This window comes from Actinoplanes sp. CA-142083 (assembly GCF_050942195.1).
In the GTDB taxonomy this organism is placed as follows: Bacteria; Actinomycetota; Actinomycetes; order Mycobacteriales; family Micromonosporaceae; genus Actinoplanes.
Genome location: NZ_CP192076.1, coordinates 3,097,546 through 3,112,024, shown reverse-complemented (window position 1 = coordinate 3,112,024; position 14,479 = coordinate 3,097,546). Strand labels below are relative to the sequence as shown.

The following is a 14,479-nucleotide window of genomic DNA, read 5'->3' as shown; positions in this document are numbered from 1 at the left end:
CTGCACGACGCGCCGCCGGCTCAGCGATAAAGCGATGCCAGGAGCTCTATCGCGTACGGGATGTCCGGGGTGGAGATCGCACCGAAGCCGAGGACGATGCCGGGCTGGGGCCGGCTGTGCTGGTAGGTCCGCCGCAGGGAGGAGAGCTGGAGTCCGTGCCGCGTCGACCGTACGTTCAGCTCTTCGTCGTCCGGTGCGTCGGGGGCGAGCAGCGTCATGTGCAGTCCCGCGTGGCTGGGCAGGGGTGTGAGGCAGGAGTCGGGCAGCGCGGCCACAGCCGCGCGGACAGCGCGATGCCGTCCGGCGTAGACCTTGCGGGTGCGACGCAGGTGGCGGTCGAGGTACCCGTCCTCGATGAAGGCGCAGAGCGTCTGCGCGGTCACCGGCGGCACGCCGAAATCGACGGCCTGCTGGATCGCGGTGATCGCCGGGACGAGCCCGGGTGGGACGACCGCGAACCCGATGCGCAGCGCCGGGCTGAGCATCTTGCTGAAGGTGCCGACGTAGATCACCACTCCGTCGCGGTCGAGCCGATGGAGTGGCTCCAGCGGCCGGTTCTGGTAGCGGAATTCGCTGTCGTAGTCGTCCTCGATGATGGCGGCGCCGCGACGACCGGCCCAGCGCAGCAGTGCGAGCCGGCGTTGCCGGCTGAGGACGGCGCCGAGCGGATATTGGTGCGAGGGCGTCACGTGGACCAGCCGCGCCGCGTCGGGCAGCGCGTCCACGACCAGGCCATGCTCGTCGACCGGGACACCCACCACCTCGACGCCCACGGAACGCAACATGGTGGTGATCGGGGGATAGCCGGGTTCCTCGACGGCGGCCACGTCGCCGGGGCGTAACAGGACGCGGGCCATCAGGTAGGTCGCGTGTCCGGCGCCGTGCGTGACCACGATCTGATCCGCCGTGGCGGCGACCCCACGGGACCGGGTGACCCAGTGGGTGAGCGTGCGGCGCAGCTCGATGCTGCCGGCCGGGTCGCCGTAGTACCCGACGTCGCGGGCAAGCCTGGTCAAGGCCCGGTTCGTGCAGCGTCGCCAGTCGGCGAGGGGGAACAGCCGGGCGTCGACCCGCCCCGCGGTCAGGTCGTAGCGCGGGTGCGATTCCAGGCCGACGCCGTAGCGCCGGACAGCGGCGGCCCGGGCGGTCGGCGCCAGCGCGGTCGGGGCCTCGGCCATTTCGGGTGGAGGCGAGGCGTGGCCCTGGACGACGCTGCCACCGCCGCGGCGGCCCTCGACGTAGCCCTCGGCGGTCAGCCGGGCATAGGCGTCCGTGACGGTGGAACGCGCTATGCCGAGCTCTTGGGCCACGAGGCGCGAGGGTTGCAGGCGCCCGCCGTGCGGTAGCCGCCCGTCGGCGATCGCCTCCCTGATCTGGTCGTACAGCTGCGTGCTCAGGGCGCGCCCGTCGTCCGGGTCGAGGAACAGCTCCATGGGCACTCCGGCGATTTGGTCTGCCCGTGACGGCCAAGGTTGGACCTGCCGAGGCTACCAAGTCCGCCGTAGCGTCGGAGCGGAGCGGCCCGCTGAATGGAGGATTCATGATTTCGGACGCCGATCGAGCACTGTCGCCCATCCCGTTGATGCAGTTGGCGACCGGGTTCTGGGCCTTCAAAACGCTCGCCGCGGCCCACGAGCTCGACCTGTTCTCCCGCCTGTCCGGCACGGCCGGCACGACGTCCGCCGGGCTCGCCCAGGCGCTCGCGATCGAGGAGCGACCGGCGGAGATGCTGCTCACCGGCTGCGCCGCGCTCGGGCTGCTCGTGAAGAACGACGGCCGCTATGTCAACAGCCCGCTGGCCGAGGAGTTCCTGGTCCGCGGCAAGCCCTACTACTTCGGCGGCTTCGTGCAGATGCTCGACCAGCGGCTGTATCCCGGGTGGGGCAGGCTGACCGAGGCGATCCGTACGAACCGCCCGACCACCTGGGATCCGGACCGGCAAAGCTCGATGTTCGACAGCGAGGATCCCCGGCTGCTCGAGGTGTTCTGGGACGCGATGCACTCGCTTTCGACGTTCACCGCCCGCGCGCTGGGCCAGGCCGTCGACCTGAGCGGCGGACGCAGGCTGCTCGACGTCGGCGGCGGCTCAGCGGCGTTCGACATCGAACTGTGCCGGCTCTACCCCGACCTGACCGCGACGGTCTACGAACTGCCGAAGGTCGCCGACATCGCCACCGGAAAGATCAAGGAAGCCGGCCTTGCGGACCGGATCGAGACGGTCGCCGGCGACTTCTTCGCCGACACCGCGCTGCCCGGCGGGCATGACGCCATCCTGCTTTCCATGATCATGCACGACTGGGCGGCGGACCGCTGCCGCGCGATCCTGCGGAAATGCTGGGCCGCACTACCGAGCGGCGGCCAGGTGATCATCGCCGAGCTGCTGGTCAACGACGCGCGAACCGGCCCGCCGGCCGCGGCCCTGATGAGCCTCAACATGCTGGTCGAGACCGAAGGCCGCAATTACACACCCGCCGAGTACAGCGCGTGGCTGAGCGAACTGGGCTTCCAGGACATACGCACGGTGTGGTTCGAGGCGGCGGGAGCGAACGGCGCAGTGATCGGCCGGAAACCATGACGCCGGCCGGTCGAGGTGACGATCCCCGATGACTTTTTATGTCGAGGCCGACGGTTTGACCGCCGCGGAAAGGATGGTGGAGCGCGCGGCGGACGATGTCATCGCCGCCAGGAACCATTTCGAGGAAAATGGGAAGATCTTCTGGATACTGGACGGGATCATCAATATCGTCCAGGACGAGAGCAACCGGATCCGATGGAGCGTTCTCGCTTTCCTCAATAACGTCGGGCAGAACGCACTGCCGGCCGCGGCGGACGCGATAACAGATTCCCGCAACTATTACGCACGCACCGATCAGGCCGGCGCCGAGAAGATCGACGCCACGATGCCCGGGGTGAACGTCGCGGCGGAGAGCAAGGACGCGCCGGCGCCTCAGCCCGGCCCCGGCAACCGGGACCTCGTCCCGCTGCACGATGTGCGAGAACCCCGGGGCCGGCTCGACCATGTGCCGTTCGACGACTCGGCTTACGGCCTGGATTACCAGCCGAAATGGCACGACATGATCTCCCCCGCGGCCTCGCTCCGCACAGCGATCTACGAGGTGACCGCGCTCGCCTCGAAGATCGGGATGTGCGACCGGGCCTACGACCCGTACGAGGTCGTTCTCAAGCCGATCTGCGGCGACTGGGCGGGGATGGCCCGCCTCGGGCACGTGATGAATCAGCTGGAGTGGTGCCTTCGGGATGTAGCGACCAATCTCGGGTGGACGGGCCAGGGCATCCTGTCGGTGTGGATGGGCAACGCCGGCGACGCCGCGTCCGCGTACTTCTTCACGATGGCGAAGACCCTCGACACCACGGCATCCACCTTGGACGGCCTCGGCCAGATGTACCGCGATGCCGCGCGCGGGGCCTTCGAGCTGGCCGACACGATCGGGTCGCTGCTCAGCGGCATCGCCGACGCGGCCATCTTCGCGGCGGCGGCCGGCGCGACGGCGGGCGGATCCGCGGCCACCGGTTTCGGGCTCCCGCCGGCCGCGCTCGCCGCCATCGGGGGCGCCGCCGAGGTGGCCCGCGTGGTCCGCCTCGTCCTCCAGATCATCGATTACGTCGCCAAGTTCGACGCGCTGGCATCGACCCTGAAAAGCTCGCTGCAACATTTCGGCGAGGTGGGCGGCGAATTTCCCGTGCCCGAGATCCCGCCGGTCCCGCCGGTGCCGCGTTGACCGCCCGCGGGAACACCCCCGGAGAGGGCCTGGGCCTGATGGATCATCAAGAGCACGACCCGGTCACGATCGAGACGCTCCTCGCCAAGGTCGAGAACTCGCGCTATCGCGGCCTGCTCCACGACGACCAACTGCGCCGGCGCCTCGTGACGAAGATGTTGGCGGAAAGCGACGATCCGATACTTCGCGAAATGGGCGAGCAACTCCGCGACGGCCTCGCCACCCCGTCCCAGCTCATGTCGATTCCGGAGTACTGGGAGGCGCTGAGGCCCGGGTACGAGGCTCTGGGCAGCATCGACCTCGACCAGGTGGCCGAACAGGTCGACGCGACGGACGACGACTGAGCTGACCTGAGCGGCGTCGCCACAACGGGCAGATCGGACACCTCCTTGTCTTGGCATCGATCGGTCTCTATTCTCCAGGAAAGCGCTTACCTGTGGTAGTCCACCCACCGCAACCGCGCTACCGACAACGAGGTGAGACAACTGATGAAGAGGCCAATCGCGCTCCGATGGGTCGCCTGCGGAGCCACCGCCGCAGCAGCAGCCGCAATCACGCTGATGCTGCCCACGTCCTACGCTTCGGCCGCTGACAACCTGAGCCTCAGCGGCGGCGCCGACGGCTCCAGCAAGGCCAGCGGCACCAGCTACGGCAACGTCAAAGACGGCAACACCGGCACCTACTGGTCGCCGGCCAGCGCCACCGGCTACGTCTCCGTCAAATGGGGCAGTGCCATGACGGTGTCGTCCGCCGTCATCAGGCAGGCCTCCGGCGGGGGCTCGATCAGCGCGTGGCGGCTGCTCAACTACGACACCGGCTCCGTCCTGGCCAGCGGCAGTGGCAGCCCGAGCACCATCAACTTCTCGTCGACATCGCTGAAGAAGCTCACGTTCGAGATCACCAGCGCGTCCAGCGCGCCGCGGATCGCCGAGTTCGAGACCTACTCCAGCGGCGGCTCGACACCCACCACGGGCCCCACCACCGGCCCCACGACCGGGCCCACCACCAGCCCGCCCAGCAACCCCGGCACCCCGACCGGCCAATGGCCGTCCTCGGCCGGCTCGGCGTCGGTCTCCGGCACGATCTCGGTCTCCGGGACCTTCGACGGCGGTATGAAGACCTACTGCTGCATCGGTGACGGCTCGCAGAACGAGTCCCAGGACCCGATGTTCGAGATCGCCAACGGCGGCACCCTGCAGAACGTCATCCTCGGCTCCCCCGCCGGCGACGGCGTGCACTGCCTGGGCACCTGCACCATCCGGAACGTCTGGTGGAACGACATCGGCGAGGACGCCGCGACCTTCCTGCAGACCAACGGCGGCACCAGCTACGTCATCGGCGGCGGCGCCCGGAACGGCAGCGACAAGACGTTCCAGCACAACGGCAACGGCACCGTCAACATCTCCGGCTTCTACCTCAACGGCGCCGGCAAGCTGTACCGCGGCTGCGGCAACTGCACCAACTCGTACCAGCGCCACGTCGTGGTCAACAACGTGCTGCTGACCGGCGTCGACTATGTCGTCGGCATCAACACCAACTGGGGCGACACGGCCACCATCACCCGCGTCACCGTCAACTCCGGCGCGGTGGTCTGCGGCATGTACCAGGGCGTCGCCAAGGGCAGCGAGCCGAAGTACCTCGGCGAGGGCTGGAACACCAGCAACTGCAAGGTGAACAAGAGCGACATCACGTACCGGTAATCCATCGGCACCTTCCCGAGGGGCGCTCACCGCGAGGTGGGCGCCCCTCGCGGCTCACCCTGGCGTTGCTCCTGTACACCGTCGGCGCCCCGCACTACAGCATCGGCTGACGAGGACAAACGCGCCAGGCATGACGGCGAGGATCGTGGGTATCTCCTGCGCCGTGGCCGAGGTGGATGACGAGGTGATCGCGCTGGCGCGGCGCATGTTCGACCTGGCGCGCTGCGGAGACACCGACGAGCTGATCCGTACCGTCGCGGCCGGCCTGCCGGCCGACCTCACCAACGACACGGGCGACACGCTGCTGATCCTCGCGGCCTACCACAATCATCCCGGCACGGTCGGCGCCCTGCTCGAGCAGGGGGCAGACCCGAATCGGATCAACGATCGGGGTCAGTCGGCGCTGTCCGCCGCCGTTTTCCGGCAGAACGCCGAGACGGTGAAGGCGTTGCTCGCCGCCGGCGCCGACCCGGACGGCGGAACGCCTTCCGCGCTGGCGACGGCGGAATTCTTTAAACTTCCCGAGATGGCAGCGCTGCTGCGCGGAGCATGACGCCTCCCCGCACCGGAAGCGGTGCTTCTCACCGTCCGAGGGAAACCGCGTGAGGGAAAGAGGTCGATGCCGGGATGACGGCCACGCAGGACGACGTGCTCGCGTATTTCGACTCGCTGTCGAACTGGGGACGGTGGGGCGACCACGATGAGCTCGGAACCCTGAACCACATCACCGACGAGGTCCGCGTGGCGGCGGCGCGGGCCGTGCGGCACGGCCGGAGCGTGTCGTGCGCCTGGGAGGTCGCCGTGCCGGAAGACATGGAACGGTCGACGACGACCTGCCCGCGCGCCGTCGACATGCCCGGCGCGGCCACCATGCCGCCCGCTTTCCACGCCGACCGGCGCTGGGGCTTCTCGTCCGAGCGGCTCGGCCTCACGTTCCACGGCAACAACATCACCCACCTCGACTCGCCGTGCCACATCTTCTGGGACGGCACGATGTACAACGGGCGATCGCACTCGATGGTGGACGCCGCGACCGGATCGGCGTGGGCGGCGGTCACGGCGGCAGTGAACGGCATCATCACGCGTGGTGTCCTGCTCGACATCGCGAAGGTCCGCGACGTGCCGTGGCTGGAACCGGGCCAGGGTGTGTTTCCCGACGATCTCGAGGAGGCCGAGCGTCGCCAGGGTGTGCGGGTGCGCTCCGGCGACGCGGTGCTCCTGCGGACCGGCTACGGCCGCGCCCGGCACGAGAGCGGCCCGGCCACCGGTTTCACGCAGGCCGGCTGGCACGCGTCCTGCCTGCCATGGCTGCGGGAACGCCAGGTCGCTCTCATCGGCGCCGACACACCGCAGGACGTCCAGCCCTCGGGCTTTGAAGACGTGTTGATGCCGGTGCACGCCGTGGGTCTCGTCGCCATGGGCCTGTGGATGGTCGACAACTGCGACCTGGAGGCGTGCGCGACGACGGCGGCCGAGCTCGGCCAATGGGACTTCCAGCTCGCCGTCGCTCCGGTCCGCTTCGCCGGCACGTCCGGCAGCCCGGTCAACCCGATCGCCACGTTCTGACGGCGACGGCTCGAGCACCTCCCGCATCCGTGCCAATCCGCTGGGGCGTCGCGGCGATACGTACCCGTCCCGGCGTAGAAATTGCCGTGCGTACGGCTTACGGTGTGCGCACCGGTCAATCGAGGAGGGTGCAGTGGCGGATCTGCCACCAGAGCAGTCGGAACCCGCGGAGGCGGCAACGGCCGTTCCCGTGGACATGGGCAAAGACGCGCCTGTGCCGGCGCCCCAACTGCTGGTCATGCCACCCACCGACGCGATCCCGTCGATGGTCTGGCCGGGGGCCGAAGGGGAAACGGCATGGGCGATTCCGGTCCAGATCCCATCTGGCACGCGGGGGTATGCCCTCTTTGTGCCGATGGTTCCGGCCCAGGCGTTGGCTCCGGTCGTCACCAGGCCGGCCGAACAACCCGGGAAGCCCGCGGCCGCGCCGGCCAAGGTGGCTCCCGCACCGGCCGAGAGCGCGGCCCCCGCAGCCCGGGCAGTGCCGCGGCCGGACCTCGAAGCGCCGGCTCCGCAGACGCAGGCGCCGCAACCGCAGACGCCGCAACCGCAGACGTCACCACCACAGACGTCACCACCACAGACGCCGCAGCCAATGGCCCCGCAGCGGCCGGCCCCGCAGCGGCCGGCTCCGCAGCCGCAGCCGTATGGGCCGCCGTACCCGATGCGCCCGTTCGGCACGTACGAGCGGCCGCCCACCCCGTGGCAGAAGTTCCGCAAGAAGAGCTGGCCCGGACCGAACGAGGACCAGGGCTGGGCCGTCCCGGCCGGGGTGCTCGCCGGCGCCCTCGGCTTCCTGATCTTCCTGCCGCTGGACCGGGTGGGAATCGGCTGGTTCCTCGGCTGGCTGATGCTGACGCTGGGAGTGGCGTTCGGCGTCCACCGGTCCGCCGATCTGCCGCGCAAGGAGCGGCTGGTCCGGTCCGGCTGGGCCGCGGCGGCGCTCGCCCTGCTGCTGATCCTGGCGTTCCGCAACGCGTGGTGGCTGGTGACCTTCAGCGTGCTGGGCGCGATCGGCTGCACCGCGCTGGCGATCGTCGGCGGCCGGCAGGTCCGGTCGATCCTGTTCAGCCTGGTGGCCGCCCCGTACGCGGCCTTCGTCGGCATCCCGTGGGTCCGCAGGCACCTGAAAACGGGCCGTACCAACCCGGGAATCGCCCGGCGGGCCTTCTTCTCGGTCGCCCTCACCGTCGTGGTGCTGCTCGTCTTCGGCGCGCTGTTGTCGTCGGCCGACGTCGCGTTCTCCGAGCTGCTGGACGACGCCATCCCCGATTTCGCGATCGGCTCGATCTTCCTGTGGATCTTCCTGGCCGTGGCCGGAGGTCTGCTCGCCATCGCCGGGATCTACACGCTGACCGCGCCGCCGGCGACGGCTGGCCTGGACACCGAGGGCAAGGGCCGGCTCGGCCTGATCGAGTGGGCCCCGGCCTGCGCCGCGCTGGTGTTGCTCTTCGCCGGTTTCGTGGCGGTGCAGTTCACGGTGTTGTTCGGTGGACGACGGCACGTGCTGGAGACAGCCGGGCTCAGCTACTCGCAATACGCCCGCAGCGGTTTCTGGCAACTGGTCGCGGTCACGCTGCTGTCGCTGGCGCTGATCGCGAGCCTGGCCCGCTGGGCGAAACGGGACCAGTCGAGGGAACGTCTGCTGCTACGCGTACTCCTTGGTCTGCTCTGTGCTCTTAGCGTTGTCATCGTGGCATCGGCGCTGTCCCGGATGTGGGAGTACCAGCGGGTCTACAGCTTCACCGGTGAGCGGATCTTCGTGATGTCGTCCGAGATGCTGCTCGGCGTGATCTTCGTGCTGATCGCGGTCGCCGGCATCAAGTGGCAGGGCAAGTGGATCCCCGCGACCACCGTCGGTCTCGCCGTCGTGATGCTGCTCGGTCTCGCGGCCCTCGATCCCGAGGGCTACGTGGCCAGCCGCAACGCGGCCCGTTACCAGGGTTCCGGCAAGATCGACGCCTGGTACCTGCGTGCTCTTTCGGCCGACGCGACTCCCGCTTTGACCAAACTGCCTGATCCCGTACGGCGGTGCACGCTCAGCTGGATCGCGGAGGACCTCAAGGAACCCGACCCCTGGTACGCGTGGAACCTCGGCCGGCAACGGGCCCGCGCGGCCCTCGAGGAACTGGGCCCGGCCGCGATCGGCAACCAGAAGGACTGCCGCTCCGCCGACCAGTTCGACCTGCCCAAGACACGCCGATGAGGTGATGGTGCTCCGGTTCCGCGCCGGAGCACCATCCCGCGTCAGGCGTGCCGAGGGCGACGGCCGGTCCGGACTCCTATCCCGACGAGCCGGGACGCGTCCGACCGTCTCGTCGAGGCCACCTCCGGCGCCTCGTCGGCCGGGACGGCGAGCGCCGCCGGGAGGGTCACCACCGCGCGGATGCCGCCCTCGCCGGTGGGGCCGAGGGTCACGCCGATCCCGTGCTGGGCGGCCAGCGTCGCCACCACGAACAGGCCCAGCCGGGCGCTCTCGGCCGGATCGAACTCCCGCGGCTGTGCCAGCCTCCGGTTCGTCTCCTCGATCGCGGCCGGCGACATCCCGATCCCCCGGTCCTCGATCTCCACCACGATCCCGTCCGGTCCCGGCCGGGCCGACAAGCGCACCGACGTGTCCGGCGCCGAGAAGGTGGTGGCGTTCTCGAGCAGCTCACCGATCAGGTGGCCGAGGTCGGAAACGGCGTGCTCGGGCACCTCGGCATCCACGATCGGTCCGATCGCGACCCGCTCGGCGTGCTCCATCTCGCTTGCCACGCGAGCGAGGATCCGGGCGAGCGGCTCGGCGCCGAGCCCGCGCCGGCTCCGCGCGGAGCCGGCCAGGATCACCAGATGCTCCGCGTGCCGGCGCATCCGCACAGCCAGCTGGTACGCGCGTACGTCAGCGCCGTCCACCGGACCGAGCGCCTCGATCTGGCGGTCCAGCAGCGCCTGGTTGCGCCGGGCGATGTTGACCAGGACCTTGTTCATGTCGTGCCGCATGGCCGCTTCCCCGGCCGCCGACTCGACCGCGCTCAGGTGCACGTCGGTCAGCGCGGCGCCGACCTCGGCGATCTCGTCGTCACCCAGGCGCAGGCGCAGCGCGCCGGCGTCCACGTCGATGCGGTCACCGGCCCGAAGCCGCCGGACCAGCTCCGGCAGGCGCTGGCGGGCGAGCTCGGTGGCCGCCGTCCGGAGCAGGGACAGCCGCCGTACGACCGAGCCGCCGATGTGCACGGCCAGCACCAGCGACAGCACGATGGCGAGCAGGCCGAGCAGGCCGGAGACGCCGAAACGGATCAGGATCCGATCACGAGCCTCTCGCGCGAACGTGACGGCGTGGTCGTAGCCGTCCGCCATGAAGGCGAACAGCTGACCCAGGGCCGGGGTCGAGGTCGCCTTCCAGACCTCGCTGGTGATCGTCACCGGCCCACCGGAACGCCCGTTCCCGATGATCTGATCCTCGGCCGTCCGCAGCGCCGCGAAGGCGGGACCGCTGAGCATGCTCTTGAACAGCGCCTGGTCGGGCGCCGGCAAGGTCGAGCCGGCGGTGGGGATCTGGAACCGCAGGGCCCCGACGATCTGGATGAGCTGGAGGTACTCCCCATTGCCGAAGCGGCCCGCGGTGGTGGCGCCGGTCAGCAGGGCGTCCTCCTGGTAGAGCAGCTCCCCGGCCCGGCGCATGGCGACCATCGTGCGCATGACCCGCTCCACCAGCGGGTCGCTGGAGGCCGCGGCCGCGTTCGAGACGCTGAACGCGGTCCGGATGATGCCGGTGTAGCCGCTGAGGATCGAGGTCAGCGTGGCATCCCTGGCGTCGATCCTGGCCCGCACCAGGGTCAGGGAGTCGAGGCTGGTCGCCATGTCCGCGAACCGCGACCGCGTGATGTCGGACGAGACCCCGCTCCCCCGGTAACGGCGGGAGAGCTCCTGGAACTGCGCTATCGCGGCGTCGGTCGCCGCCCTTCGCGTCCGCAGGGCGCCGGCGTCGCCGTCGAGGGTGGCCAGGAACTCCGCCGACTGGGTCCGCTCGGCCTGCAGCGCGGCCACCATCCGGTCGCAGGGCAGGCTCACGTTGTCCCGCGTGTTGTACGTGTCGCGCAACGCGTTCGCGTCGGCGAACGACGCCTTGACGTCGATCACCCACAACCCGGTCAGGGCGACGACCGGCACCAGCAGGGCCAGAACGATCTTCGAGCGAATGGACCTCGGTTTTCTTCGCATGTGACCTCAATCGGGCAGATGACGGGCAAGTCCTCTGGGTGAGAGGGGGACCTGTCGGCATCCAATGTGGAGTACGGCCCGCGACGCCGGATCAGCGAAAAACCGGGAAGGATGTGACGCGCGCCATAGTCAACGGCGACCCGCAGCCGCCTCCGGCGACGTCTTTCTTGGTGTGAGGATCATCCGTATCGAGCTGCGCCGCTCCGCCGCGCTCTGGGCCGCCTTGACGCTGATCGTCAGCGGCACCTGGATGCTGTATTCCGCCCGCGAGCGGTGGACCTCCGGGTACATGATCCTGGCGTTGGACCAGCGGTGGTATCTCCCGCTCCTGGCCGGGATCGCCATGGCCGCGGGCGCCTGGCAGGGCCGGCGTGAACATCGCGCGGGAGTCGGCGAGCTGTTCGCCAGTGTCCCGCGTCCGCGCGCTCAGCAGGTCGTCCCGCTGCTGCTGATCTTCGGCATCGCCATGTTCGTCGCGTACGCCGGAGCGACGGCTCTGGCCGCGCTTCGGATCATCGCCATCGCGCGGTACCTGCCGGCCGGCGCTTTCACCGGAGTGGTGGTGGTCGGCGCGCTGGCCGTGGTCGCCGGGGCCTGGTGCGGCCTGGCTGTCGGCCGGATCCTGCCCTACGTGGCGACCGCTCCGATCCTCGCGATCGTGTCGATGGCGTCGCCGCTCGCCGCGCCGGGACTCACCGGGCATCGGGAGTGGCTGAGCCGCCTGCTGTTTCCGGCGTACGGCCTGGGCGGCGCCAGCGACTTCGAGACCATTCCCGAGCGGTTCAGCGTCGCCCAGGTGCTCTATCTGGCCGGTCTGGCCGCCGGCGCCGCGCTGCTGTTCGCCGCCGCCGGCCGGCGCGACCGGCTGATGGCCCTGCTGCCCCCGGCACTCGGAGCCGCCGCCGCGGTTCTGCTCCTCCATGGCGGATCGACCTTCGTCGAGAAGCCGATCGACCCGGTCGCTCGTGAGCTGGTCTGCACCGACGACGCGCCACGCGTCTGCGTGGCCCGGGTGCACGGCGGCATCCTGCCGGAGGTGACGCCCCCGGCCCGCGCGGCGATCGCGAAGCTCGCCCGGCTGCCCAACGGGCCGAGCCGGGCTCAGGAGTACCTCGACCCCGACAAGAAACCGGTTGAGCAGTCCTCGGACACGCTGCTCATACCCCTCACGATCGACGATGACGGCCATCTGACCGACGTCGACCGGATCGAGGGCTACATGCTGCGCAACGTCGGTGTTCTCCCGTTCGCCTGCCCCGACGACAGACCCGGCCCGGACTCGGCGGTGGTGGCCGCGGCGACCTCCTGGCTGCTCGGCTCCGACGCGGACACAGCACGGGCGCGGGACCTGCTCGAAGGCTTGCGCAGGCTCAACGAGCGGGAGGCCGCCGCGCGGGTCGCCGCCGTCCGCGAAGCGGTCCTGGCCTGCGCACCCGTCGAGGCCGGCTGGTAGGCGCCGCCGCGGTGGGCGCGTTCGACCCGCTGGCCCCAGAAGGTGCCGGCCAGGACCAGGGCGATGCCGGCCGCCGCCAGGACGGTCAGGTGCTCGCCGCCGAGGCTGACGCCGATCAGGACCGCCCACACCGGCTCGGTGCCGAGCAGCAGGCTCGCCCGGGCGGCCGAGGTGCGGCGGACGGCCCACAGCTGCACCACGAACGCGAAGACACTGCAGCCCAGCGCCACGTAGAGCACGCCGAGCCACTCGCCGGCGCCGAAACCCCGGGCCGCCGGGAGCAGCGCCGGACCGGCCGCGACGGTGAACACGACCGCGCCCACCACCGTCTGCAACGTTGTCAGGGTGACCGTGTCGTAGGAGGGCCGGCTGAGCCGCCCGGAGAGCGTGACGTGAACGGCGCGGACCACGGCGGCGGCCAGCATCAAGGCGTCACCGGCCGACGGCGTACGCAATCCGGGCCCCGCGACCAGAAGCACCACTCCCCCGGTAGCGACCGCGGCGGCCAGGAAGAACCGCGGCGGCAGGCCACCCTGCAGCAGCGGGGTGAGCAGGATCGTCAGGCTGATCAGGACGCCGGCGTTGGTGGCGCTCGTGAGCGAGACGCCGTACGTCTCCAGCGCCAGCACCGACGCCTGCGTGCACCCGAGCAGAAGCCCCACCCACACCTCGCCGCGTGCCGGACGCCGGCCGATCATCAGCGGCAGCATCGCCGCCATCGACACCAGATAGCGCAGCGCCAGCACCACCAGCACACCGCCGGCCACGACCAGCGTCTTGGCCGCCAGATAGCTGCTGCCCCAGATCGCCGCCACGGCCAACAGCAAAAGGTCCCCTGCCACACCGGAAGCCTGCGGCCCGCCGATACGGTAGACAAGACGCCATCTGCTGAATCGACGATGTAGTAGGGCTAATGGATCCGTACCATCTGAGGCTGCTGCGCGAGCTAGGCGAACGAGGCAGTGTCGCCGCCGTGGCCCGCGCGCTGCACATCACCCCGTCGGCGGTGTCCCAGCAGCTCAACGTCCTGCAACGGTCGGCGCCGGTGCCGCTGACCGAGCGCAGCGGGCGGCGGCTGGTGCTGACCGAGGCCGGCCGGGCCGTCGCCACCGCCGCGGTCGAGGTGATGACCGCGCTCGACCGGGCGTCCCGGGCCGTCGGCGACTACCTGGACGCGCCGGACACGCCGGTCACGGTGGCCGCGTTCCACAGCGCCGGGCTGACCTGGTTCGCGCCGCTGATCACGCGACTCGCCGGGACCGGTGGGCCGCCGGTGCGGTTCGCGGACGAGGACGTGGCGCGCGCCGACTTCCCGGCCCTGGTCGGCGACTACGACCTGGTGCTGGCGCACCGGCTGGCACACAGTCCGCCCTGGCCCGCCGACCGGCTCACGGTGATCCCCCTGATCCACGAGCCGCTGTACGTCGCGATGTCGGCCGGCCATCCGCTCGCCGCGCGCGACCGGCTCGCCGCGGCCGACGTCAGCGCCTGGCCGTGGATCAGCGTGCACGAAGGGTTCCCGCTGACCGGGCTGCTGACCGCGATAGCGGCGGTGGCCGGGCGGCCCCTCGACATCCGACACCGGATCAACGAGTTCACGGTCGCGGCGTCGGTGGTCGCCGCCGGCGAGGCGCTCGCCCTGCTGCCCGGCCACACGACGACGCCGGACCCGCGGCTCGTGCTGCGGCCGCTCGCCGACCTGCCGGCCGGCCGCTACATCGACGTGCTGACCAGGCCGGAGACGCTGCACCGAGCTTCGGTCCGGGCGGTGCTCGACGCGCTGCGCGCCATCGCGGGCCAGTAGCCGGGCCGATGCC

The 14,479-nt window shown here is 70.5% G+C and carries 11 protein-coding genes; 8 read left to right on the top strand and 3 right to left on the bottom strand.

The genetic code is table 11. The annotated features are described in order from the left end of the window. Positions 1–20: 20 nt before the first annotated feature. On the bottom strand, positions 21–1,433 hold the full coding sequence (locus ACQPZX_RS14230) for a PLP-dependent aminotransferase family protein (protein WP_433379857.1): 1,413 nt from the start codon (positions 1,431–1,433) through the stop codon (positions 21–23). 107 nt (positions 1,434–1,540) lie between these two features. Here ACQPZX_RS14230 and ACQPZX_RS14225 point away from each other — a divergent pair, with 107 nt between their 5' ends. From ACQPZX_RS14225 to ACQPZX_RS14195, 7 genes are all read left to right on the top strand, one after another. Further along, a complete protein-coding gene (locus ACQPZX_RS14225) occupies positions 1,541–2,575 on the top strand; it encodes a methyltransferase (RefSeq protein ID WP_433379854.1) in 1,035 nt (344 codons plus the stop codon). A 28-nt stretch (positions 2,576–2,603) separates the two neighbouring features. Continuing rightward, complete coding sequence (locus tag ACQPZX_RS14220; protein WP_433379851.1) at positions 2,604–3,740, top strand: hypothetical protein; 1,137 nt, start codon at positions 2,604–2,606, stop codon at positions 3,738–3,740. Then, on the top strand, positions 3,737–4,084 hold the full coding sequence (locus ACQPZX_RS14215) for a hypothetical protein (RefSeq protein WP_433379848.1): 348 nt from the start codon (positions 3,737–3,739) through the stop codon (positions 4,082–4,084). Before ACQPZX_RS14220 ends, ACQPZX_RS14215 begins: the two co-directional genes overlap by 4 nt. Before the next feature lie 144 nt (positions 4,085–4,228). After that, positions 4,229–5,440 carry a pectate lyase gene (locus ACQPZX_RS14210; RefSeq protein WP_433379845.1) on the top strand — a complete coding sequence of 404 codons (1,212 nt, stop codon included), beginning with the start codon at positions 4,229–4,231 and terminating at the stop codon, positions 5,438–5,440. 130 nt (positions 5,441–5,570) lie between these two features. After that, positions 5,571–5,993 (top strand): ankyrin repeat domain-containing protein, encoded by a 423-nt coding sequence (locus tag ACQPZX_RS14205; protein ID WP_433379842.1) that lies wholly within the window; start codon positions 5,571–5,573, stop codon positions 5,991–5,993. 74 nt (positions 5,994–6,067) lie between these two features. Next, positions 6,068–7,006: a cyclase family protein gene (locus ACQPZX_RS14200; protein ID WP_433379839.1), complete on the top strand. Its 939-nt coding sequence runs from the start codon at positions 6,068–6,070 to the stop codon at positions 7,004–7,006. 196 nt (positions 7,007–7,202) lie between these two features. Continuing rightward, positions 7,203–9,212 (top strand): DUF4153 domain-containing protein, encoded by a 2,010-nt coding sequence (locus ACQPZX_RS14195; RefSeq protein ID WP_433385233.1) that lies wholly within the window; start codon positions 7,203–7,205, stop codon positions 9,210–9,212. 41 nt (positions 9,213–9,253) lie between these two features. Here ACQPZX_RS14195 and ACQPZX_RS14190 read toward each other — a convergent pair whose 3' ends face one another. Both ACQPZX_RS14190 and ACQPZX_RS14185 read right to left on the bottom strand, forming a co-directional pair. Further along, positions 9,254–11,209 (bottom strand): sensor histidine kinase, encoded by a 1,956-nt coding sequence (locus ACQPZX_RS14190; RefSeq protein WP_433379836.1) that lies wholly within the window; start codon positions 11,207–11,209, stop codon positions 9,254–9,256. Between the two features lie 1,215 nt (positions 11,210–12,424). Continuing rightward, on the bottom strand, positions 12,425–13,504 hold the full coding sequence (locus ACQPZX_RS14185) for a DMT family transporter (protein ID WP_433379833.1): 1,080 nt from the start codon (positions 13,502–13,504) through the stop codon (positions 12,425–12,427). 71 nt (positions 13,505–13,575) lie between these two features. On the opposite strand from ACQPZX_RS14185, the gene ACQPZX_RS14180 reads away from it, so the two are divergent. After that, positions 13,576–14,466 carry a LysR family transcriptional regulator gene (locus ACQPZX_RS14180; RefSeq protein WP_433379830.1) on the top strand — a complete coding sequence of 297 codons (891 nt, stop codon included), beginning with the start codon at positions 13,576–13,578 and terminating at the stop codon, positions 14,464–14,466. Positions 14,467–14,479 lie beyond the last annotated feature (13 nt).

What these genes read in the sequence shown, in the direction of transcription:
- ACQPZX_RS14230 (WP_433379857.1), bottom strand. Translation starts at nt 1,433, where the DNA reads ATGGAGCTGTTCCTCGACCCGGACGACGGGCGCGCCCTGAGCACGCAG.
- ACQPZX_RS14225 (WP_433379854.1), top strand. Translation starts at nt 1,541, where the DNA reads ATGATTTCGGACGCCGATCGAGCACTGTCGCCCATCCCGTTGATGCAG.
- ACQPZX_RS14220 (WP_433379851.1), top strand. Translation starts at nt 2,604, where the DNA reads ATGACTTTTTATGTCGAGGCCGACGGTTTGACCGCCGCGGAAAGGATG.
- ACQPZX_RS14210 (WP_433379845.1), top strand. Translation starts at nt 4,229, where the DNA reads ATGAAGAGGCCAATCGCGCTCCGATGGGTCGCCTGCGGAGCCACCGCC.
- ACQPZX_RS14205 (WP_433379842.1), top strand. Translation starts at nt 5,571, where the DNA reads ATGACGGCGAGGATCGTGGGTATCTCCTGCGCCGTGGCCGAGGTGGAT.
- ACQPZX_RS14200 (WP_433379839.1), top strand. Translation starts at nt 6,068, where the DNA reads ATGACGGCCACGCAGGACGACGTGCTCGCGTATTTCGACTCGCTGTCG.
- ACQPZX_RS14195 (WP_433385233.1), top strand. Translation starts at nt 7,203, where the DNA reads ATGGGCAAAGACGCGCCTGTGCCGGCGCCCCAACTGCTGGTCATGCCA.
- ACQPZX_RS14190 (WP_433379836.1), bottom strand. Translation starts at nt 11,209, where the DNA reads ATGCGAAGAAAACCGAGGTCCATTCGCTCGAAGATCGTTCTGGCCCTG.
- ACQPZX_RS14180 (WP_433379830.1), top strand. Translation starts at nt 13,576, where the DNA reads ATGGATCCGTACCATCTGAGGCTGCTGCGCGAGCTAGGCGAACGAGGC.